18 protein-coding genes are annotated in these 21,713 nt (G+C 65.0%); 7 read left to right on the top strand and 11 right to left on the bottom strand.

Annotated elements, in window-relative coordinates; translation table 11 throughout:
- Positions 1 to 83: 83 nt before the first annotated feature.
- Both AC1DT2_RS03220 and AC1DT2_RS03225 read right to left on the bottom strand, forming a co-directional pair.
- Complete coding sequence (locus AC1DT2_RS03220) at positions 84 to 1,505, bottom strand: EmrA/EmrK family multidrug efflux transporter periplasmic adaptor subunit (protein ID WP_477294250.1); 1,422 nt, start codon at positions 1,503 to 1,505, stop codon at positions 84 to 86.
- Positions 1,502 to 3,019 (bottom strand): efflux transporter outer membrane subunit, encoded by a 1,518-nt coding sequence (locus tag AC1DT2_RS03225; RefSeq protein ID WP_477294252.1) that lies wholly within the window; start codon positions 3,017 to 3,019, stop codon positions 1,502 to 1,504. Before AC1DT2_RS03225 ends, AC1DT2_RS03220 begins: the two co-directional genes overlap by 4 nt.
- A gap of 122 nt (positions 3,020 to 3,141) precedes the next feature.
- On the opposite strand from AC1DT2_RS03225, the gene AC1DT2_RS03230 reads away from it, so the two are divergent.
- Positions 3,142 to 3,936, top strand: a complete 795-nt coding sequence (locus AC1DT2_RS03230) for an undecaprenyl-diphosphate phosphatase (RefSeq protein ID WP_063571868.1) — start codon at positions 3,142 to 3,144, stop codon at positions 3,934 to 3,936.
- A gap of 15 nt (positions 3,937 to 3,951) precedes the next feature.
- On the top strand, positions 3,952 to 5,544 hold the full coding sequence (locus tag AC1DT2_RS03235) for a winged helix-turn-helix domain-containing protein (RefSeq protein WP_477294254.1): 1,593 nt from the start codon (positions 3,952 to 3,954) through the stop codon (positions 5,542 to 5,544).
- Here AC1DT2_RS03235 and AC1DT2_RS03240 read toward each other — a convergent pair.
- Positions 5,517 to 6,626, bottom strand: coding sequence for a serine hydrolase domain-containing protein (locus tag AC1DT2_RS03240; protein WP_477294256.1), 1,110 nt, complete (start codon positions 6,624 to 6,626; stop codon positions 5,517 to 5,519). The two genes, AC1DT2_RS03235 and AC1DT2_RS03240, sit on opposite strands and share 28 nt — an antisense overlap.
- Before the next feature lie 86 nt (positions 6,627 to 6,712).
- Complete coding sequence (locus AC1DT2_RS03245) at positions 6,713 to 7,696, bottom strand: LysR family transcriptional regulator (RefSeq protein ID WP_213949013.1); 984 nt, start codon at positions 7,694 to 7,696, stop codon at positions 6,713 to 6,715.
- A gap of 194 nt (positions 7,697 to 7,890) precedes the next feature.
- On the opposite strand from AC1DT2_RS03245, the gene AC1DT2_RS03250 reads away from it, so the two are divergent.
- The 4 genes from AC1DT2_RS03250 to AC1DT2_RS03265 are packed head-to-tail and all read left to right on the top strand — an operon-like array spanning position 7,891 to position 14,503.
- A complete protein-coding gene (locus tag AC1DT2_RS03250; RefSeq protein WP_477294259.1) occupies positions 7,891 to 9,099 on the top strand; it encodes an efflux RND transporter periplasmic adaptor subunit in 1,209 nt (402 codons plus the stop codon).
- Between the two features lie 6 nt (positions 9,100 to 9,105).
- Positions 9,106 to 12,297 (top strand): efflux RND transporter permease subunit, encoded by a 3,192-nt coding sequence (locus AC1DT2_RS03255; protein WP_477294261.1) that lies wholly within the window; start codon positions 9,106 to 9,108, stop codon positions 12,295 to 12,297.
- Positions 12,298 to 12,299: 2 nt separating this feature from the next.
- Positions 12,300 to 13,733: an efflux transporter outer membrane subunit gene (locus AC1DT2_RS03260; RefSeq protein ID WP_477294263.1), complete on the top strand. Its 1,434-nt coding sequence runs from the start codon at positions 12,300 to 12,302 to the stop codon at positions 13,731 to 13,733.
- The gene (locus tag AC1DT2_RS03265) at positions 13,730 to 14,503 is read left to right on the top strand and encodes an SDR family NAD(P)-dependent oxidoreductase (RefSeq protein ID WP_477294265.1); all 774 of its coding nucleotides are present in this window, start codon (positions 13,730 to 13,732) and stop codon (positions 14,501 to 14,503) included. The genes AC1DT2_RS03260 and AC1DT2_RS03265 overlap by 4 nt, the downstream gene beginning before the upstream one ends.
- A 40-nt stretch (positions 14,504 to 14,543) precedes the next feature.
- On the opposite strand, the gene AC1DT2_RS03270 is transcribed toward AC1DT2_RS03265, so the two are convergent.
- The 4 genes from AC1DT2_RS03270 to ltnD all read right to left on the bottom strand — a co-directional run bounded on the left by AC1DT2_RS03270 (position 14,544) and on the right by ltnD (position 19,154).
- On the bottom strand, positions 14,544 to 15,944 hold the full coding sequence (locus AC1DT2_RS03270; RefSeq protein ID WP_477294267.1) for a serine hydrolase: 1,401 nt from the start codon (positions 15,942 to 15,944) through the stop codon (positions 14,544 to 14,546).
- 147 nt (positions 15,945 to 16,091) lie between these two features.
- Positions 16,092 to 17,360 carry a 3-oxo-tetronate kinase gene (gene otnK / locus AC1DT2_RS03275; protein WP_477294269.1) on the bottom strand — a complete coding sequence of 423 codons (1,269 nt, stop codon included), beginning with the start codon at positions 17,358 to 17,360 and terminating at the stop codon, positions 16,092 to 16,094.
- Positions 17,357 to 18,145 (bottom strand): 2-oxo-tetronate isomerase, encoded by a 789-nt coding sequence (gene otnI, locus AC1DT2_RS03280; RefSeq protein ID WP_477294271.1) that lies wholly within the window; start codon positions 18,143 to 18,145, stop codon positions 17,357 to 17,359. Before otnI ends, otnK begins: the two co-directional genes overlap by 4 nt.
- Before the next feature lie 10 nt (positions 18,146 to 18,155).
- Positions 18,156 to 19,154 (bottom strand): L-threonate dehydrogenase, encoded by a 999-nt coding sequence (ltnD, locus tag AC1DT2_RS03285; RefSeq protein WP_477294273.1) that lies wholly within the window; start codon positions 19,152 to 19,154, stop codon positions 18,156 to 18,158.
- Positions 19,155 to 19,219: 65 nt separating this feature from the next.
- On the opposite strand from ltnD, the gene otnC reads away from it, so the two are divergent.
- Positions 19,220 to 19,891 (top strand): 3-oxo-tetronate 4-phosphate decarboxylase, encoded by a 672-nt coding sequence (otnC, locus tag AC1DT2_RS03290; RefSeq protein WP_213949018.1) that lies wholly within the window; start codon positions 19,220 to 19,222, stop codon positions 19,889 to 19,891.
- Between the two features lies 1 nt (position 19,892).
- On the opposite strand, the gene AC1DT2_RS03295 is transcribed toward otnC, so the two are convergent.
- The 3 genes from AC1DT2_RS03295 to AC1DT2_RS03305 form a co-directional block, all read right to left on the bottom strand.
- Positions 19,893 to 20,576: an aspartate/glutamate racemase family protein gene (locus AC1DT2_RS03295; protein WP_063570482.1), complete on the bottom strand. Its 684-nt coding sequence runs from the start codon at positions 20,574 to 20,576 to the stop codon at positions 19,893 to 19,895.
- A 20-nt stretch (positions 20,577 to 20,596) separates the two neighbouring features.
- Positions 20,597 to 21,487: an NAD-dependent epimerase/dehydratase family protein gene (locus AC1DT2_RS03300; RefSeq protein WP_213949019.1), complete on the bottom strand. Its 891-nt coding sequence runs from the start codon at positions 21,485 to 21,487 to the stop codon at positions 20,597 to 20,599.
- Positions 21,488 to 21,508: 21 nt separating this feature from the next.
- Positions 21,509 to 21,713 (bottom strand): hypothetical protein (locus AC1DT2_RS03305; RefSeq protein ID WP_477294277.1); only part of this gene is annotated, 205 nt, incomplete at its 5' end.

The following is a 21,713-nucleotide window of genomic DNA, read 5'->3' on the forward strand; positions in this document are numbered from 1 at the left end:
GCCACGCCCGCGGTGAGCAACACGAGCGCACCACCGGTCAGCGGTGGTCTCGATGCGCCGTTGCCGTTCTGCCCTGCCATCGATCAACCGCCGCGCTTGGCCGGGACCGGCTTCGGGGTCGCATCCACGGTGTTGGCGCGGATGATCTCCTCGGCGTGCTGGTCAGCTTCGCCCATCTCCTGCTCATAGACGTTCGTGCTTGCCAACGGCTTGCCGCGAGCGGTATCGGACAACACGCGACCATCGCGGTCGTGCGTATCGACGTTGACGTCGGTGGACAGGCCGATGCGCAGCGGATGCTTGCGCAGGTCCTCGGCATCGATCGCAATGCGTACCGGTAGGCGCTGAACCACCTTGATCCAGTTACCGGTGGCGTTCTCGGCCGGGAGCAACGAGAACGCACTGCCCGTGCCGGCGTTAAGGCCGATCACCTTGCCGTGATATTCCACGTCGGAATACATGTCCGTGGTGATCTTTACCGGCTGACCGATGCGGATGTGCTCGAGCTGCGTCTCCTTGAAGTTCGCGTCCACCCACAGGTCCGACAACGGCACGACGGTGAGCAGATCCTGGCCTGCCTGGATGCGCTGGCCCACCTGCACCTGGCGGCGCGCGGCATAACCTTCGATCGGCGAAACGATGGCGTTGCGGCCGTTGTTGACCCACGCGTTACGGAACTGGGAACGCGCCTGGATCACCGCCGGATAGGTATCGACGGTCGTGCCGTCGACCTGCGCATGCGCCGCTGCCGCTTCGCGCTCGGAGGCGTCCAGTGCGGCCTTCGCCTGTTCCATCTGGCGCTTGCCGCTATCGACTTCCTCGGCGGATACAGCACGACGCTCAAGCAGCGGATGGCGACGGTTGTATTCGTCGCGCGCCTGCTCGTACTGGGCACGCCGCTGCGGGATCGCGGCGTCGGCCTGGTTGGCCTGCTGCATCTTTGCCTGGGCCTCGCGTACGGCCTGCGCGAGCTGGCCCTCCGCGTTCATCAGGGCAACGTTGGCATCCACGGGGTCGAGCTTGATCAGCACCTGGCCTGCATGGACACGCTCGGTTTCCTCGGCGTCCACCTCGATGACGGTACCGGGCACACGCGATGAGATCGTCACCATGTCGCCTTGCACGTAGGCGTCATCGGTGGTCTCGCGTTTGGAGAGGACGAAGATATAAAACAGCAACCAGCCCAGGGCGGCGAGGATGAAGACCGCGGCAATGATGGAGAGGACGATGACTTTCTTGCGCTTGGCCTTCGGGTCTTCTTTTTTGTCGTCGTCCTTGCCGTCCTTGTCTTTACCATCCTTGTCCTTGCCGTCTTTCTCCTTGTCCTTGCCGTCCTTGTCTTCCCCGTCGTCGTCGCCMTCCTTCTCGTCGTGCTTCTCCTCGTCACGCTCGCCGCGCGGCGACTCGTCACCGTACTTGTGCAGGTACTTGTAGCGATACTTGAAAGGCAGCGGCGCGGTGCCGGTTTCGCCGTCGTCGCGCGGCTCGTCGTTTTCTGGGGTCATCGCGGGGAGTCCTTGCCGGTGTTGCCAGCCGGAAGAGCGGGAGCGTCGTCAGCGTAGTACCCGCCGCCGAGCGCGTGGATGAGGGAAAGGTTTGCCGAAAGCATCTGGCTGGTGAGCTGCAGGCGCGCGTCGCGCTGCTGGTCGAGCTGCATGTCGGCGTTGAGCCAGGTGCGATCGTCGATCAGACCTTTCGAGCGACGGTCGGCCGCTTTGGTCCGCTGGGCCGCGCTGGCGTCGTACTGCCGGTCTACCTGCACGCGCTGGTCGTCGAGCATCTGCAGGGTCGTGACGCTCTGGGCAATCTGTCCGGCCGCCTGCACGACGGCACCGTCGTATTGCGCCACGGCGGTGTCGAGCTGCGCCTGGGCGCTCTCGAACTGGGCGCGAAGGCGTCCACCGCTGAAGATCGGTAGCTGGATGGACGGACCGATGTTTGCGAGCTTCAGGTCGGTACGCGTGCCCGACCCAAGATCCGGATACGTCCGCAGGAAGGCCGCCAGTCCCGTGAGACTCACGTCGGGGTAGTAAGCCTTACGGGTCTGGTCGATGTTCTTCGAGGAGGCCTCGATCTGCCAACGGGCGGCGGTGATATCGGGACGCCGCGCCAGCAAGCCCAACCGCGCGCCGGCGGGCAGCGTGGTGTCGGGCGTCGGCAGGGGAGACGGCGTGAGCGTGCCGAGATCCTTGGGCGAGACGCCGGCAAGCGCGGCCAACTGCACGAGGTCGAGGCTCGCCGCGCCTTCGAGCTGGGCCACAGCGCGTCGCTGCTGGGCGAGCTGGCCATCGGCCTGGTCGAGCGAGGTGGGATCGTCGAGGCCGGCGTGCACACGTAGCTCGACCAGCTCGCGGTATTGCGCCGAGCTGTCCGCCGCGTGCCGGGCGACCTGGAGCCGCGCCTGCTGCGCCTGCCAGTCGTAATAGGTGTTGACCACGTTGTACTGCAGCGACGTCGCCGCCGACGCGCGCTCTGCTTCAGCGGCACGGGCCTGGCCGACGGCAGCGGATACGGCGTCCTTCTGCTTGCCCCAGATGTCGAGATCCCAGGTGGCCAGCGCGCCGGCTGCCCCGCTGTTGCTCCAGCTCTTGCCAGGGTTAAGCTGGAAGCTCTGGGCGCTGCCGGCTGCACCCGGCACGTCGCCTTTGACGGCGACATCGCTGTATCCGTGGGTCCCACTGAGCAAGCCGCGCACCTGCGGGTTCAGATCGGCCCGCGCGGAATCCACCGCGCGCGTCGCCGTGCGATAGCGTGCCTCGGCCTGCTCCAGGTCCGGCGAGCCACGCATGGCGATATCGACGATCCGGTCGAGCTGTGCGTCGCCGTAACGCTTCCACCACTCCGGCTGCGGCCAACCGGCCTGGGTCGTAGGCAAGCCGGCGATCGGCACCTCCTCCCGAGGCGCAAAGGCAGGCGGGCGCACCGCTGGCGCGCAGGCGACGACGAACAGGGCGGTGCCGAGAACGGCGATACGGACACCGCCGCATCGGCGACGGAACCGGCTTGGGGAGGACGCCATGGCATTCCAGGTGAAGGCTGCTTACGACGGTGAAAAATATCAGCGCACCGCGTGCGCACCGCGTGACGGTGGCCGTCAGCGGCTAAGCTATGCGCCGTCCCCTCGCCCGGAATGCTTAGCCAGTGAACGACCTGATCAGCGCCATCCTCCTCGGCATCGTCGAAGGGATCACCGAGTTCCTTCCCGTCTCCAGCACCGGTCACCTGCTCATCGCAGAGCGCTGGCTCGGCGCGCGCTCTGACCTGTTCAACGTGGCAATCCAGGCAGGCGCCATCCTCGCGGTGACCTTCATTTACTGGCGCACCCTGTGGAGCATGGTTCAGAACTGGCGGCGCCCGGAGACGCGCGACTACGTCATGAAGCTCGCCGTGGCGTTCCTCATCACGGCAGCCCTCGGCCTGGTCGTGACCAAACTCGGTTTCAAACTGCCGGAGACGATCACCCCGATTGCCTGGGCGCTGATCATCGGCGGCATCTGGATGATTGCGGCCGAGAAGGTCGCGATGCACCGTCCCGACCAGGTGGCGATCACGTGGCGCGTGGCGATCCTGGTTGGCCTGGCGCAAATTGTTGCGGGCATCTTCCCGGGTACGTCGCGCTCCGCGTCGACGATCTTCGTCGCCATGCTTGCGGGCACCAGTAACCGCGCGGCCGCCACCGAGTTCGCCTTCCTTGTCGGCATTCCGACCATGTACGCCGCCACGGGCTACGAGTTGCTGAAGACCTTCAGGCAGGGCGGTGCCGCCGGCGAAGACTGGACCGGACTCGGCGTCGCTTTCGTCGTCTCTACGCTCGTCGCCTTCGTCGCGGTGAAGTGGCTGCTCGGTTACATCCGCTCGCACAAGTTCACCGTCTTCGCCGTGTATCGCATCATCCTCGGCATCGCGCTGTTGCTTCTGCTTCCTGCGGGCGGTTGAGTCACCGTCCCGGCCATGAACACCCGCTACCGGCTGCTCGATCTGACGATCGACCTCGCGCGCCAGCGGGTGGAGCGCGGTGACATCGCGCTCGATGTGGCCGGACTCAGTTTCCAGCTATTGGCGTGCCTGATCGAACGCGGCGATCGCGTCGTTGGCTTCGACGAGCTGATGGAGGTCGTCTGGGCGCCCGCCGTGGTGAACGAGGAAACCGTGACCCAGCGCGTTCGCCTGCTGCGTCAGGCGCTGGGTGACGATGCGCGCCAGCCACGCTATATCCGCACCGTGCGCGGACGCGGATACCGGCTGGGTGCGCCGCCCGAACCGCTCGCCGAGGAAATCGCGCCGCGACGGCATGCGATCTGGCCGGCACTCGCCGCCGTCAGCGTACTGGCCGCCGTCGCGCTGGGTGCCGGTTTCCTTGGCCGCGAACAGAAGCCAGTACCGACCGCGCAAGAGGAACTTCTCCAGCGCGCCCATTGGTATGCCGCCATGGGCCAGCGCGAAAACAACGAACGCGCGCTCGCCCTCTACGACGGTGCCTTGCACGAGGCCCCCGACGATGCCGACGCGCTGACCGGTGCGAGTCGGACGCGGTCGGCACGCACCTGTCTCTACAACACTGGGGCGGATGACGCGCGCGATGCGTTACGGCTGGCGGGGCGCGCCGTCGCATTGCGGCCCGATCTCGCCGACGCGTGGTCCGCACTGGGCTATGCGCGCGATTGCCTTGGCGATATCTCCGGCGCTATCGCCGGATACGAACAAGCCGTGCGACTGGAACCTTCCGACGACGCCAGCCGTTCGTCGGCCGCCTACCTGTATCAGGAGCAAGGTCGTCTGGCCGATGCGTTGCGAGCCAATCTCGACATGCACGGCGACCCGGCACGCGTACGTTTCCGCGACGTCCAGGTCGCGCGCGAGTACGAGCTGCTCGGTTTCGGCGCGGCGGCCGAGGTCCGTTATCGACGCGTCTTCGAACTGTCGCCAGACAACGTTTTCTCCAACCTTGCCTGGCCCGCCTTCCTTTTCGCGCACGGTCGTTTCGACGAAGCGCGCGCGGCGCTGGACCAGGCCCGGGCGCGGGGTACGCCGCGCGCTGAGCTGGCGCAGCTGGATGGCGAACTCGCCCTGCGTCGCAATGACCCGGTCGCCGCGGCCAACGCGTTCGCCGAAGCCCATGCGATTCGCCCCGACTCAAGGCTCCAGACGACACTCGCGGCCGTCTATGGGCGCGTTCCTGCCAGCCCGGCGTGGCTCGCCGATCGTATTGCGCAGACCCGCTCCAGCCTGGTTGACGACCCATGGCCATCCAGCCGGCTCGAACTGGCGGTCCTGCTGCAGGCAACCGGCGATCGGCGCGGTGCGATTGCCGCCCTTTCCGACGCGGTGGACAAGGGGTGGCGGGACGCGGGCTACCTCCGCGCCTCGCCCTTGTTCGCCTCCATCGCCGGGGATCCGGCTTTCGAGGCGGTGCTCGCTGCTATCGATCGCCGGGTCACGGCGGAACGGGAAAGGGTGCTTGCGGCGCCCTGGTGCCCCGCCGACCTGAAAACCCGGCAGCTTATGCAGGAAAGCAATCAGCGCGGCAGGGACTTAAGAATGTAATCGCGGAAGATGGCCTGGGACTGGGGGTGGGCGAAGCTCTTGTTGTAAGCCTTGCTGGTGACCACGGTGACCAGGCCGCGTTCGGGCAGGACGAACACATAGTTGCCGCCGTTGCCGCTCATGGCCCAGACCTTCGTTTCCACACCGCTTATCGGGAAGCGGAACTGCCACCACAGGTAGCCATAGTCCGCATCGTCGCGAGCCTGGGCATGGGGCGTCAGCATGGTGGTCACCCATGCCTTCGGCAGCACCTGCTGGCCGTGCCACCGACCGCCATCGGCAACGAGCAGGCCGATTCTGGCGAGGTCGCGGGACCGGTATCGCGTGCCGCCTCCGCCCATGCCGACGCCCTCACTCGAGGTATTCCACTTCACCTGGGTGATGCCCAGCGGCTGTTCCAGCGCTTCGTGCGCGAACCGGGCCAGCGGCATCTTCGTCGCCCGCTCCACCACGGCGCCGGCCAGGAAGGCACCGGCGGTGCAGTAGGAGAATGTGCGCCCATACGGCGAATCCTTCGGACGGGTGACCCAGGGCGCGTAACCGCGAATCGGGATGTTCAGGGCGAAGTCCAGCCAGCGTTCGGAGACGTACATGCGCTCTTCGTTACCGGCGGAGAATTCATTCTCGTCATCACACTCGAGGATCGAGCTCATCGTGATGAGGTCTTCGAGGGTGATCGCCGCCCGGCGCGGGTCCGGATGAGCGATGGAAATCTCGGGAAAGTATGCGTACACGGGGGCCGACACGTCACGGATCGCCCCGCGCTGGATGGCGGCGCCGACAAGCATGGCCGTCAGGCTCTTGCTGGCCGAGCGGACGTCGTTGAGCAGGTCGGCCGAGCCGTCGTTGAAATAGTGCTCGTAGACCAGCTGGCCGTGGTCGACCACCAGCACGCTGGTGATCTGCTTGAAGCTGCCGTCGACCATCTTGTCGTCGAGGCTGGCGAGCGTGGCGGTGTCCCAGCCAAGCTTCGCGGCGTCGGCGACTGGCCAGCCGTCAGGGGAGGTGACGGGCGGCTGGTATTGGCTGGCCGCGACCGGGAAGGCGGCGACGAGGATCAGGGTGGCAACGGTGCGGCGCATGGTGGGGCTCCTTGGGAAGAGCCCCGAGTGGACTGCCTTGCGTCATGAAGCGCCTGACGTCCGGGTGAAGTTTTGTGAAGTCTCGCTTACGCCACCGCCGCGATACGCGCCGGCTCGCCCCTGCGGATCCTTTCCAGCTCGGCCATCTGCTGCTGCACGATCTGGCATTGCGGCGTGCTGGTGCGCTGGAACAGCTCACTGGTCCACTCGATGAAGGCCTGCACGCGCGCCGAGAGGTGGCGCTTCTGCGGGTAGACGATCCAGAGGTTGGAGCCGGTGGAGATCGTGTCCGTCATGATGATCTCGAGCAGACCCTTGTCGAGCGCGCTCGCAGCGAGGCAATGGGGTGCCTGGATGATGCCCAGACCGGCAATGGCCGCCTGGATCACCGATTCGCCGTCGTTGATCATCATGTGGGCATCCACGTCCACGGCGACGCGGCCACTCGGGGAGTCGAACTGCCACTGGGACGGCTTGCCCGTGCTCGGGTGGACGAAATTGACGGTGCGATGGGTCTTCAGGTGTTCGATGGTCGTCGGCACGCCGTGGCGGGCCAGGTAGGCCGGCGAGGCACAGAGTACGTTGCTGAAATGACCGATCTTGCGCGCGATCAGGCTGGAATCTGCCAGCTCACCCATGCGAATGGCGCAATCGAATCCTTCCTCGTTCAGGTCGAACGGGAAGTCGCACATGGTCAGCTCGAGGCGGATATCGGGAAACTTTGCCTCGAATTCGGCGAGGTTCGGGATGAGCGCCGCACGCCCGACAGCGGACGACGCCGCCACCCTGAGCTTGCCCGCAGGCTTCGTTTTCGCATACCCCAAGGCTTCGGTGGCCTCGGTCAGATCGGCGAGGATCTCCTTGCAACGTGCGTAGAACGCGGAGCCATCGTCGGTCAAACGCAGTGAACGTGTCGAGCGAAAAAAGAGCCGGGCACCGAGGCTCTCCTCCAGGCGGGAAATCGCCCGGCTGACACCCGACGGCGTCATCTCAAGATGCTGCGCTGCGGAAGAAAAGCTCTTGGCCTCAACCACGCGAACAAAAACGCTGATAGCGGAAAAGTCTTCCATCGCGGACTCCGGGGGTCTTCATTCGTGACTGCGAATCACAGGCGCGATGATTGTAGACCCATTTAAGCCTTGACGAGCAAGACTTAGATTACGCCCCCTGAGACGGACCGGCTTKATCTCAACCAAGGTTGAGGTTGCATCCTGCACCGCCGCACGACTTTCCCGCCTACTTATCAAGCTCTCAGGACATCGTCATGAAGAAGAAACTCCTGTTCGGTTCGTCCGCGCTCGCGGTCGCGATCGCTTCGGCGCTCTGGCTCAGCGCCGGCAGCTCGCCGACGCATGCCGCCGAGCCCGCCGCCGCCAAGCCCGCACCGGAAGTCACCGTGGCCCAGGTGTTGCTGCGTCCCGTCTCCGATGCCAACGCGTTCACCGGCCGCATCCAGGCGGTGGATACGATCCAGATCAAGCCGCGCGTCAGCGGCTACGTCGACTCGGTGCATTTCCGCGAGGGCGCCGCCGTGAAGAAGGGCGACCTGCTCTTTACCATCGACCCCCGCCCGTACCGCGCCGAGACTGACCGCCTTGCCGCCAACCTCGCCCAGGCCAGGGCGGAAGCGAAGAATGCGGATGCCAATGCGGCCCGCGGCAGCAAGCTGGTCCAGCAGCACGCCGTGTCCCAGGAAGAAGCCGACCGTCTCGATACCGCCGCCGCCAGCGCCAAGGCGCAGGTCGCTTCGGTACAGGCGGCGCTGGATAACGCCCGCCTCAATCTTTCCTTCACCGAGGTTCGCGCCCCCGTGGGCGGCAAGGTCAGCAATGCCCAGATCACCGCCGGCAACCTCGTCACCCCGACCGACACGCTGACCAGCGTCGTCACCGTCGACCCGATGTATGTCTACTTCGACGTGGACGAGCAGACCTTCCTCAAGCTCGATCGCCTGCGCCGCGCCAGTGGCCATGCGCCCGACGTGGAAATGGGTCTGGCCGACGAACAGGGCTATCCGCACATCGGCAAGATCGACTTCGTCGACAACCAGATTCGCGCCGGTGCCGGCACGATCCGTCTGCGCGCCGTGTTCCCGAACACCGACGGCGAGTACACCGCCGGCCTGTTCGCGCGCGTCGAACTGCGCAGCGGCAACACCCAGCCGCGCGCCCTGATCGACGACAAGGCTGTGGGTACCGACCTCGGTAACAAGTTCGTCTACGTCGTCGGCAAGGACAAGAAGGTGGAATACCGCCGCGTATCGACCGGTGCCCTTGTGGATGGCTTGCGCGTGGTCGACTCCGGCCTCAACGCCGAGGACGTCGTGGTCGTGAACGGCCTGCAGCGCGTGCGCCCGGGCGTGGAAGTGAATGCGAAGCGCGTGGCGATGGCCTCGCTGGTGCCGGAAAGCGCGCGTAACGTCGCCGCCGCCCGTCCCGCCGGCGTCGACAGCGTGGCGAAGACCCAGGACTGATTCCTCATGAAAATCGCGCAATATTTTGTTGAACGCCCCATCCTGGCGGGCGTGCTGTCGGTCCTGTTCCTGATCGCGGGCGGTATCGCCGTGTTCAAGCTGCCCATCAGCGAATACCCGGAGGTCGTCCCACCGACCGTCGTGGTCAAGGCGAGCTATCCCGGCGCCAACCCGAAGGTCATCGCCGAAACCGTCGCCACGCCGCTCGAAGAACAGATCAACGGCGTGGAAGGCATGCTCTACACCTCGTCGCAGTCCACCAGCGATGGCCAGATGACCCTGACGGTCACCTTCGCCCTCGGCACCGACCTCGACAACGCGCAGGTGCAGACGCAAAACCGCGTCGCGCAGGCCCTGCCCCGACTGCCCGAGGAAGTGCAGCGTCTCGGTGTCACGACAACCAAGAGCTCGCCCGACCTGACCATGGTCGTGCATCTGACCTCGCCGGATAACCGTTACGACATGCTGTACCTGTCGAACTATGCCCGTACGCGCATCAAGGACCAGCTCGCCCGTCTCGACGGCGTGGGCGATGTCCAGCTGTTCGGCGCAGGCGAGTACAGCATGCGCGTGTGGATGAACCCGGAGAAGCTGGCCATCCGCAACCTGACCACGGGTGACGTGATCAAGGCGGTGCGCGAGCAGAACATCGAAGTGGCTGCCGGTGCACTCAACGCGCCTCCCGGCCCGAACTCGAATGCCTTCCAAGTCAACATCAACACGCAAGGTCGCCTCGTCACCGAGGACGACTTCCTCAATATCATCGTGCGTAGCGACCCCACCGGTTCGGTCACCCACCTGCGCGACGTCGCTCGCGTGGAACTGGGCTCCAGCAGCTATGCCCTGCGCAGCCTGCTGAATAACCGCGAAGCCGTGGCGATTCCGATCTTCCAGCGCCCGGGCTCGAACGCCATCGCGATTTCCGATGAAGTGCGCGCGGAGATGGCAACGCTGAAGAAGGACTTCCCGCAAGGCGTCGACTACACCATCGTCTACGATCCGACCGTGTTCGTGCGTGGCTCGATCGAAGCGGTCGTGCACACCTTGTTCGAAGCGATCATCCTCGTCGTACTCGTGGTGATCCTGTTCCTGCAGACCTGGCGCGCATCGATCATTCCGCTCGTCGCCGTGCCGGTCTCGCTGATCGGCACGTTCGCGGTGATGTACCTGGTCGGCTTCTCCCTCAACGCACTGTCGCTGTTCGGACTGGTGCTGGCCATCGGTATCGTCGTCGACGATGCGATCGTGGTCGTGGAAAACGTCGAGCGACATATCGAGCACGGTCTCGATCCGAAAATGGCCACGCGCCAGGCCATGACCGAAGTGACCGGTCCGATTGTCGCCACGGCGCTGGTGCTGTGTGCCGTGTTCGTCCCCGCCGCCTTCATCAGTGGTCTGACCGGCCAGTTCTATCGCCAGTTCGCCCTGACGATCGCTATCTCGACCGTGATCTCCGCCTTCAACTCGCTGACCCTGAGCCCGGCACTCGCCGCGCTGCTGCTGAAGGGCCGTGATGAGCCGAAGGACAAGCTCACCGTACTGATGGACCGCAGCCTCGGCTGGGTCTTCCGTCCGTTCAATCGCGTTTTCGAGCGTGCCTCGAACTCGTACGTCGGCGGCGTGAAGAAGATCCTGCGTTTCGCGGTGGTGATGCTGGTGCTGTATGCCGGCCTGGTTGGCCTGGGTGTGCTCGGCTTCGCGAAGACCCCGACCGGTTTCGTCCCGCCGCAGGACAAGCAGTACCTGGTCGCGTTCGCGCAGCTACCGGATGCCGCCTCGCTCGACCGCACCGAAAGCGTGATCCGCGAAATGGGCGACATCGCACTGAAAGACCCGGGCGCTGCGAACGCCGTGCAGTTCCCGGGACTGTCGATCAACGGTTTCACTAACAGCACCAACTCGGGCATCGTCTTCGTGACGCTGAAGCCATTCGAGGAGCGCCGCGACAAGGATCTCTCCGCGGACGCCATCGTTGCACGCCTCAACGCGAAGTTCGCTTCGATCCAGGGTGCGTACATCGCGATCTTCCCGCCGCCGCCGGTAAACGGCCTCGGCACGATCGGTGGTTTCCGCATCCAGCTCGAGGATCGTGGTGACCTCGGCTTCGACGAGTTGTACAAGCAGACCCAAGGCATCATCGGGGCCAGCCAGAAAACGCCGGAGCTCGCTCATCTGTTCAGCAGCTTCCAGGTGAACGTGCCGCAGTTCGACGCGGACATCGATCGTGAGAAGGCCAAGTCCGAAGGTATCGATCTGGGCGACGTGTTCCAGACCATGCAGGCGTACCTGGGCTCGCTCTACGTCAACGACTTCAACCGCTTCGGTCGCACCTACCAGGTGAACGTGTCGGCAGAGCCGTCGTTCCGTCACGAACCATCCGATGTGATCGGCCTCAAGACCCGCAATGCCGCCGGTGACCTCGTGCCGCTCGGCTCGTTCCTGACGATGCGCCAGACCAACGGGCCGGATCGCGTGCAGCACTACAACGGCTACCCGACCGCCGAGATCAACGGCGGCGCGGCACCGGGATACAGCACGGGACAGGCGCAGGAAGCGATGGAGAAGCTGGTCAACACGAGCCTGCCTAACGGCATGAGCTACGAGTGGACCGAGTTGACGTATCAGCAGATCCTTGCCGGCAACACCGCGGTACTGGTGTTCCCGCTGTCGGTACTGCTCGTCTTCCTGGTGCTGGCGTCGTTGTACGAGAGCCTGAGCTTGCCACTGGCGGTCATCCTGATCGTACCGATGGTGCTGTTGTCCGCGATCGCCGGCGTGATCGTCACGGGCGGCGACAACAACATCTTCACGCAGATCGGCCTGATCGTGCTGGTGGGCCTGGCCTGCAAGAACGCCATCCTCATCGTCGAGTTCGCTCGCGAAGCCGAGATCGAAGGCATGAACCGTGTAGATGCCGTGCTCGAAGCGGCCCGCCTGCGACTGCGTCCGATCCTGATGACCTCSWTSGCCTTCATCATGGGTGTGGTGCCGCTGGTGACCTCGCACGGTGCCGGTGCGGAGATGCGTCATGCGATGGGCGTGGCGGTATTCGCCGGCATGCTCGGTGTCACCTTCTTCGGCCTGATCTTCACCCCGCTGTTCTATGTGCTGATCCGCGGCTGGAACGAACGCTCGGCAGCGAACCGTGCTGCACGCCGTGAGCGTCGTCTCCTTGAACACGCGGCTCGGGAGTCGTGATCATGAAAACCATTCTCCGTAGTACGGCCCTGTTCGCGGCCCTCGTCCTCGCCGGTTGCGCGAGCGTGGGCCCCGATTACCACGCCCCGAAAGAAGCGCCGGTCACACTGCAAGGTGTGGACCCGGCGCAGCAGACCAGCGCGGCCTTCCAGGCACAGTGGTGGAAGCAATTCGGTGACCCGACGCTCGACAACCTGATCGTCCGGGCTGCCCAGGCCAGCCCGGACCTGAGGATCGCGGTAGCCCGCCTGAAACAGGCGCGCGCCGCCCTCGGTACCGCTAAGTCGCAGCAGATTCCGGATATCGAGACCGGCGTGGACTATTCACGTGCTCGTGAACAACAACCGGGCTTCACCGACCAGCGCCAGACGATCACCTCGTATCAGGCCGGTTTCGATGCGTCGTGGGAGCTCGACCTGTTCGGCGGCATCCGCCGTTCGGTCGAAGCCGCGCGTGCCGATGCCGGTGCCGGTGAGGCCTCCCTGCAGGACGCGCAGGTCACGCTGTTCGCCGAAGTCGCACGTAACTATTTCGACCTGCGCGGCACCCAGCTGCGCATCGATGTGGCCAAGCGCGACATCACCAACCAGCAGGACTCGCTGAAGGTGATCAATGCGCGTGTGGAGGTCGGGACGGGTGCCGAGCAGGACCTCGCTTCGGCCAAGGCGCGCCTGGCTTCCGTCGAAGCGCAGCTACCCGTGCTCGAAACGCAGGCCCAGGCCGACCAGTTCCGCATCGCGGTGCTGCTCGGCGCGCGCCCGGGTGAGCTCGACATCGATCTCTCGCCGGCCACGTTCAAGCCGATCGACGTCAGCCTCGCCATTGGCGGTGCCGATGAAGTGCTGCAGCGTCGCCCGGATATCCGCATCGCCGAGCGCGAGCTCGCCGCCGCGAACGCCCGTATCGGCGTGGCCAAGGCGGATTACTTTCCGCATATCACGCTGGGCGGATTCGTCGGCTTCCTTGCCGGCCGCAGCAATGACTTCGGCGGTGCGGATTCGCGCGCATGGCAGCTTGCGCCCAGCATCTCCTGGTCGGGCCTCAATGTGCAGCGCGTGGCCTCTGGCGTGAGAGGTGCGCGTGCACGGGCCGAAGAGGCGCAGGCCAACTACGACCGCACGGTGCTTACCGCCCTGGAGGACGTCGACAATTCACTGGTCGGCTTCAACCAGCAGCGTATCCGCGTCGAAAAGCTGGTCGTGCAGGCCAAGGAAAGCCGCCGTGCCGCGGAGCTTGCCAAGCTTCGCTATGACGCGGGCCGTACGGATTACCTGGAGCTGCTTGACGCCGAGCGTACGCAGCTCTCGGCGGAAGATCAGCTGGCGGAAGCCGAAGCCGGCATCAACACCCGCGCCGTGTCGCTGTACAAGGCGCTCGGTGGCGGCTGGCAGGCCTGCGGCAACAACGCGTGTAGCGAGGTTGCGAAAGCCCCATGAGCGCCGCGAAGGTTCATCGCCTGCCCGTGCAGACGAAGCGATCGAACCCGACCGCCGCGGAACCGCCGCTCACCCAGCGCATCGCGCTGGTGAGCGGCGCCAATCGCGGTATCGGACTTGAGGTTTCGAAGCAGCTTGCATCGCTCGGCGTTACCGTCTTCATGGGCATGCGCCAGCCGGGCAAGGGCGAAAAGGCCCTGAAGTCGGTGCGAGACATGGGCGGTGAAGCGTACGCGATCAAGCTCGACGTGACACGTGCAGCCGATATCGAGGCGGCCGTCGCCAACATCGATGGCCGTTTCGGGCGACTGGATATTCTCGTCAACAATGCGGGTGGTTACTTCGACCACGATGCCCGCGTGTCGAAACCTGATCTTGAACTCATTCGCGGCGCACTCGAAACTAACCTGCTCGGAGCGTGGTGCCTCACCGCCGCAGCGGTACCGCTGATGCGGCGTCATGGGTATGGACGCGTGGTCAACGTTTCGAGCGAGTGCGCCGTGAGCAACATGTGTGGCGAAACGGCTCCCGCCTATCGCATTTCCAAGGCAGCGCTCAATGCCTATACACAAGTGGCGGCGCGCGAGCTTGAGGGCAGTGGCATTCTCGTGAACGCGGTGTGTCCGGGCTGGACGGCCACCTCGCTCGGAGGTAGCGGCGGACGCCCCGTCGCCGACAGTGCCGAAGGGATCGTCTGGGCCGCACTCCTTTCGGAGCGCGAAGCCGCGAACGGCGGGTTCTTCCGGGATCACGCCAGGCTTGCCTGGTAGAAGGTTGGTTGGAGTCCTCAATTCTTGGGGTCTCCCGCCGTTACTGTTGTCCCGCCGCCAGCCGGTGGGCCTTGTCGTAAAGCGACTGCGCCTTTTCCCGGTCGCCTTTCTTCTGGTACGCCTCGGCCAGGCTATCCCACGCGTTCGACGACTGCGCGAACAGGTGCGTGTTGAGGATGAATACGCGAATGCATGCGTCGACACCGAGGTTCTCGCATATCGTATAACCACTCGCATTGACGGCCCGCTCGAGGTCCTTCCCCTTGAGCGCGGACTGCATGCCAAGGGATCGTTCCATGGCGGCCATGGTGCTGTCGGTGGATGGCCCTGTTGCGAAAGCGATGAGGCGCTCCTGCAGTGCTTCCGCTGGGAAATCGTCGGGCGCAACGGCGGCCATCGCGCTGTCCACCAGTACGCGTGACCAGACGTTTTTAGCGCTCCCGCTGGTGACGTAGATGACAGTGTACCTGTCGCCGCCGAGGTCACCTCTGAAGAGGAGGCGCACCCTGACCTTGGTGCCCCCGTCGTGCCCGACGTTCCAATAGAGGTCGCTGTTACCGTATTCCCAGCCCGTGGCGAAATCGCCGGTTCGGCCGTTCGGCAGCGTCGACTTCTGCCACAGCTTGCCGAGCGTCACCTTGTCGACCAGCTCGCCGCGTGCCATGCCACCGAGGAAGACGCGCAGGTCGTCCACCGTCGAGAACAGCGATGCGTGCCCGTATCCATACTGGGGCCACACGACCGGTGGATCCCGTTGCAGTTTCCCGTTCTTCCCGATGTATTCCGTGACGGCCCGGTCAGCGGGCACGGCGGATGCACCGAGAAACGTTCCACGCAGCCCAAGCCGACGCACGATGCGTTCGGCCACGATCTGTGGATAGGGCTTGCCGTAGTGTGCCTCCAGCAGCGCTGCAAGGACCACGTAGTTGGCCTGCGTGTAACGCGTCTGGGTTCCCGGGGGGAACTGCAGCGGCTTGTCTGCCAGAGCGGCGAACATCGCTTTCACCGTCGGTGGATACGGCCCGGACGGATGCTCCTTGTCGAAATAATCCGGAATGCCCGAGGTGTGATCGAGGAAGTTACGGACGGTGATCGCCTTCCAGCTGGCGGGGAGATCCGGAACGTATCGACTGGCCGGCTGGTCGACCTCCACGTCACCTTGTTCGATCAGCTGCATCACCAGGGTGTTGGTGAACAGCTTGGCCACGGAGTACATCTCGAAGACGCTATCCACGCTTGCGCTGCCACTCGCCCCGCGGAACAGCACCTCGTCGTTGTGGGTGACAATGACCGCCTGCCCGGCAATACCATAACGCTGCTCATTGATCTTCAGCTGTTCCGCCATGCGTGCCGCGGGCGTGTCGGTCGAGGTGGCATGCGCCACCGGAAACAGAAGAAGTGCTGCCAACAACGTGAGGCCCGAGCGATGCCGTTGTGCCATTGATCACCTGCAAAAGCGAAGTGCGTGCCCTTTCCTTACGCGGCACGAAGCGTATCCGCGAAGCTTAGGAAGGTACGGGCGTTCTTCGCAAGCCTTGAGGCCACCGGTTCACCGCAGCGCCACGTCCGCGCTGCCGTGAGAACCGCGTCAGTCGGCGATGATGGCTTCGGTGAAGAATCCGGGGCTACCGAAGTTACCCGACTTCAACACGAGGCGCAGGTTCGCGTGCCGTCGCCCGAGCGCGTGCAGCATCGGCACACCCGGCGCAAGCTCGCGGCCGATAAGGAAGGCTTCGATGCCGAGCCGGTCGACGACCGCGCCCGAGGTCTCACCGCCCGCGACGATCAGCCGCGAGAGCCCTTCGTCCGCCAGTTGGGAGGCGATCTCGGCGATCGCTCCCTCAAGCAGGGCCGACACACACTGTGCGCCGTGCGAGGCCTGGAGGGCGGCGACACGATCGGGTGAGGCACTGGTCGCGACGATGGCCGGGCCCTCGGCGAGATGCCGACGGGCCCAGTCGACCGCGGCTTTCACGCTCGCAGTGCCCGCAATCAACTCTTCGGCGCCAAGACGTAGCACCGGCCACTCGTGTTCGGCGATGTCCAGTTGCTCGAGGGTGGCCGCCGAGCAGCTACCAGCGAGCACCAGCGATCCTCGCAAGTCGTCGGGGGCGCGCATCATGCCGACATCACCAAGGTGCTCCCGGTCGACGACGATGGCTCGCGCCAAACCAAGACCCATGCCTGACGCGCCTGTCGACACATGGTCGTCCAACGCCACACGCCCCAACACCTCGAGGTCACTGTCCGTCACGGCATCGGCGATCACGCTACCGCAGCCGCTTAGTCGCAGCCGTGACAGCTCGGTCCGCACGGCGTCGTCACCGGCGCGGATCACCGCCAGCGAGAGCAGGCCTACCGGCAGACGGCTCTGGGCAGTCATCAGGCGGAGCAGGCTGGAGTCCCGCATGGGCGTGATCGGATGGTCCTTGAGGGGACTCTCATCGAGGCGGTCGCTGCCCACGAACAAATGCCCCTGGTAGACCGTGCGTCGATTGCGCGGAAAGGCCGGGCAAACGATGGGCATGGCACGATGTGGCATAGCCAGGGCTTCGGTCACCGGTCCGATGTTGCCCTCAGCCGTCGAATCGAACGTCGAGCAGATCTTGAACAACACGTGTGCCGCGCCGTGCGACCTCAACCACGCGTCCGCGGCGAGCGACTGTCGCACGGCGACGTCGGCGGGAACCGAACGGCTTTTCAGCGCAACGACAACGGCGTCCACGTCGGGCAGCACCATGCCCTCGGGCGGTACACCGATCGTCTGCACCACTCGCAGGCCATTGCCCGCCAGCGTGCTGGCCAGGTCCGAGGCGCCGGTGTAGTCATCGGCAATGGCGCCGAGATAGAGACTCATGCTGCCACCTTTGCGCCGTTCGTCCAGGGTGCCAGCCAGCCGAGGCCATCCTCGGTACGTCCGCGTGGACGGTACTCACAGCCGATATGCCCGATGTACCCGAGCCGGTCGAGTTCGGCGAACAGGAACGCATAGTTCAGCTCCTCGCCGTCGGGCTCGTGGCGCGACGGTACGCTCGCGACCTGGATGTGACTAAGTACAGGCATCGCACGGCGCAGGCGCGTGGTCACGTCCCCATGAATGATCTGCGCGTGATACAGGTCGAGCTGAAGCTTCAGGTTCGGCAGGCGCAGTTCTTCGATAAGCGCGAGAGCGGCGTCGACGTCGCTCATGAAGTAGCCGGGCATGTCACGACGGTTGACCGGCTCCAGCAGTACGTCGATCCCAAGCCCCATCGCGCGCTCAGCGCACCATCGGATCGATTCACGGTAGGCGCGCCAATGGTGGTCATCGTTCGGGGCAATGCCTGCCATCAGGTGTACACGCGGCACGCGTAGCGCCCGGATGTAAGGCGTGGCGCGTTCGAAGGCTGCGCGCACGTCGGCGGCGCGCGCGGGGATGGCTGCCATCCCGCGTTCTCCGGCCGCCCAGTCGCCGGCGGGAAGATTCATCAGCACCACGGCCAGGCCGTTACGTTCTACGCGGTCGACCACCTGCTCCACCGGGTGGTCATAGGGAAACAGGAACTCGACCGCACCGAAACCTGCCGCCGCCGCCGCATCGAAGCGGTCGAGGAAGTCGTGCTCGTTGAACATCATCGTGAGGTTGGCAGCAAAGCGCGGCATGGCAATTCCCTTAGCGGCGGTCGATGGATGTGGCGGGTTCGCCCGGCAGGTCGATGCCTGCGATGCGCGCGTACAGGCGGGCCACCGAGGCATCGTCGTCGCGCCCCATTCCCGCCGCGGATGTCATCACGAAGAGTTGCAGCGCGGCGCTGGCGAGCGGTACGGGGAAGACGCTGGTCCGGCCCATGTCGAGGACGATCCCGAGGTCCTTCACGAAGATGTCGACGGCGCTTCGCGGCGAGTAGTCACCGTCGATCATGTGCGGGACGCGGTTCTCGAACATCCACGAGTTACCTGCCGAGGCCGTGATCACTTCGTACACCTGCTGGAGATCGAGGCCTTCGTTGGCAGCGAAGGCGATAGCCTCCGCGGCTGCCGCAATGTGCACGCCCGCCAGTAGCTGGTTGACCATCTTGAACGCTGCGCCCTGCCCCGCGACATGGCCGAGCCGGTAGACCTTGCCGGCGATCGCGTCGAGTACGCACTCTGCACGGTCGAAGGCAGCGACGCTTCCGGATGCCATGACCGTCAGGCTGCCATCGGCCGCGCGCCCTGCTCCTCCGCTGATGGGTGCATCGAGGTAATGGCGGCCACTGGCTTCGACCTGCCGCGCCAGGTCGCGCGCCCTGCCCGGTGCCATCGTGGCACATGAAACGAACACGCCATCGGGCGCCATGCGCGTCGCGATGCCGTCGGTGCCGTCGGTGCCGAAGAGGAGTGCCTCGGTCTGGTCGGCGTTGACGACCACGCTGACAACGACGTCAGCGAGCTCGGCGGCGGCTGTCGCCGATGTGGCGACGTGTCCGCCGAGCGAGGCAAAGGCATTACGCCGATCCTCGCCGGGATCGAAGCCCGTGACGTGCGCGCCGGCACGCAGCAGACTCGTAGCGACACCGAGCCCCATGGAGCCAAGTCCCGCAACGACCACGCTCAGGCCAGCCCATCGGTCCGCCGTGTGGGGACTCGTCGAACTAACGCCGGGGATCGTGTCCGATCCGCTCATCGACATACGGTTCTCCAGAAGATTGTTGGACTGATTGCGCTACCATCACGTTACCCACAGGAGCCGGTGCCATGAGCGAGTCACGCCTGCGTGAGCAGATCTGCCTCTTCGCCCGATCGATGTTCGAACGCGGCCTTACCCATGGGTCGTCCGGCAACATCAGTGCCGTCCTTGACGATGGCGGGCTGCTGATGACGCCTACCGATGCATCGCTGGGATTCCTCGACCCTGCGCGCCTCTCGCGTTTCGATGCGCAAGGCCGCTTCGTCGATGGCGACAAGCCCACCAAGGAAGCGCCGCTACACAAGGCGCTGTACGAATCGCGTACAGGCTCGGGCGCCGTGGTCCATCTGCACTCCACGCACGCCGTGGCGCTGTCCATGCTTCCCGGCCTCGATCCATCGTCCGTGTTGCCACCGCTGACGCCGTACTACGTGATGCGCGTCGGCGATACGGCTCTCATTCCTTACCATCGCCCGGGCGATCCCGCCGTGGCCGACGCCATCCGCGGCCTGGCCGGGCGCTACGCTTCCGTCCTGCTGGCCAACCACGGGCCCGTCGTCGCGGGCACCTCGCTCGCGGCGGCCGTGAACGCGATGGAGGAACTGGAGGAAACCGCGAAGCTGCACATGCTCCTTCGCGGCCTCGATCCGCGCATCCTCTCGCCTTCCCAGGTCGATGATCTCTCCCGTGCGTTCGGCACGACCGGCGCAGTGTCGCCGCATGACGATCACTCCCACTGACTCATGCCGCTCGTTCCAGCTGGCCGCGCAGCAGCTCCGCGACGCGCTCCATGCCAAGGCGCGGACTGGTCAGCACCGGCACATCGAAGCGGACACCCGGCTTGTCGACGACGCGCCCCATCGATACTTGCGCGAGCACGATGAGATCGACATCGGCAGCCAGTTCACGCAACGCCCGTTCGACGATCATGTCGTGCTCATCGGCACGACCCGCAAGCAGGGCATCGAACGCGCCCTCGCACAGGGCTCGCGTGACACGTACGGATTTGCCCGCTTCATGCGCCACGCGCTCGATGAGCCGCGCCGTGGGGTCGAGCGTGGTCTGCACCGTCGCCGCGACGCCGATGCGCGTGGCGCTGGCGACCGCACGCTCAGCCATTGCCTGATCCACCTTCAGTATCGGCACCGAGAGCAGCGGGCGCACCGTGTCCGCCGCTTCACCCACGGACGAGCACGCATTGAGGATAAGGGTCGCACCCATTTCCTGCCCGATCATCATGTACTGGGCAAGGCGGCGGGTTACCGCCGGGGTAACGTGGCCGGCCGCCATCGTGTCCTTGAGCAGGCTGTCGTCGACGAGATTGACGATACGCACACCGGGCAACAACTCCGGCCCGAGCGAACTCAATGGCTGAACGGTGACGGGTCCGGTATGGACGATTACGAGCGTGGTCTGAGTAGGCATGGTTTCATCCTCCGTCGGATTCAGGGCTTCACGTAACGGCGCCAGTTGTGCGCCTCCTGGAAACCCAGCACGTCACGTGTCTTGCGGTTGGAGAGCAGCGTCTCGTACTCGCCGAGTTCGCCCTTGACCGGCACGTTCGGAAAATAGCGGCGGAGCAGTTCGGCGGTCGGAAGATCGGACGAGGCGTCGTTGTTGGCGGCGTTGAAGATCTGGAAGCCGAGGCCGTCCTTCTGGATGCCGAGGTCCACGATCTGGCCGAGGTCGCGGGCGTCGATGTAACTCCAGGCGATGCGCTTGCGGAAATCGGGCTTGGCGAAGAAGCCGGGGAAACCTGCGTACTCATGCGGTTCGATGACGTTGCCGATGCGAATCGCATAGATATCCATCCCCGTGCGGCCGGCGAAAGCCTGCGCGGTCTTCTCGTTGCAGATCTTGGAAAGGGCATAGCTGTCGCGCGGATCGACCGGGTAGTCCTCATCGAGCGGAAAATATTCCGGATCGCGCGGCGTGTGATTGAACACCAGGCCATACGTCGTCTCGCTGGAGGCGATGATCACCTTGCGAATGCCCAGCTTCGCGGCGGCTTCGATCACGTTGTAGGTACCCATCACGTTGATGCGGTAAACCTCGTTGTCCGGCACGATCATGATGCGTGGGATTGCAGCGAAGTGAACGACAGCATCGATGGGCTCGGGTGCCAGGTTCGGGTCGAATTCGTGCAGACCCGTGTAGCTCGACAGGGCATTGAACACCTGGCCCGAGTCCGTGATGTCCGTAATGAGGGTGCGGACTGCCGGGTTATCGAGCGGCTTCGTGTCGAGGTTGAGTACGCGATAGCCCTGGTCGACCAGGTACTGCACGACATGGCGCCCGGCCTTGCCGCTACCGCCGGTGAAGATGACGCGTTTCATGGAAACTCCTTGGGGGATGGGTCAGAACTTGTACTGGTCGATGTTCTCGGCGGTGAAGATCAGCGGCTCACTGAAGATGATCACCTTGTCTTTGACGGTGTAGTCGCCAAGGCCGGGAACGGAGAATGTGTCGTTGGGCTTAAGCGCATTGTTGGCGGCGAGGCGGGCGACATGCATCACCAACTGGCCCTCCTTCACCTCGTCCCACAACGGGCTGGCCTTGATG

The sequence above is a fragment of the Luteibacter sp. P4_E6 genome, from assembly GCF_056401535.1.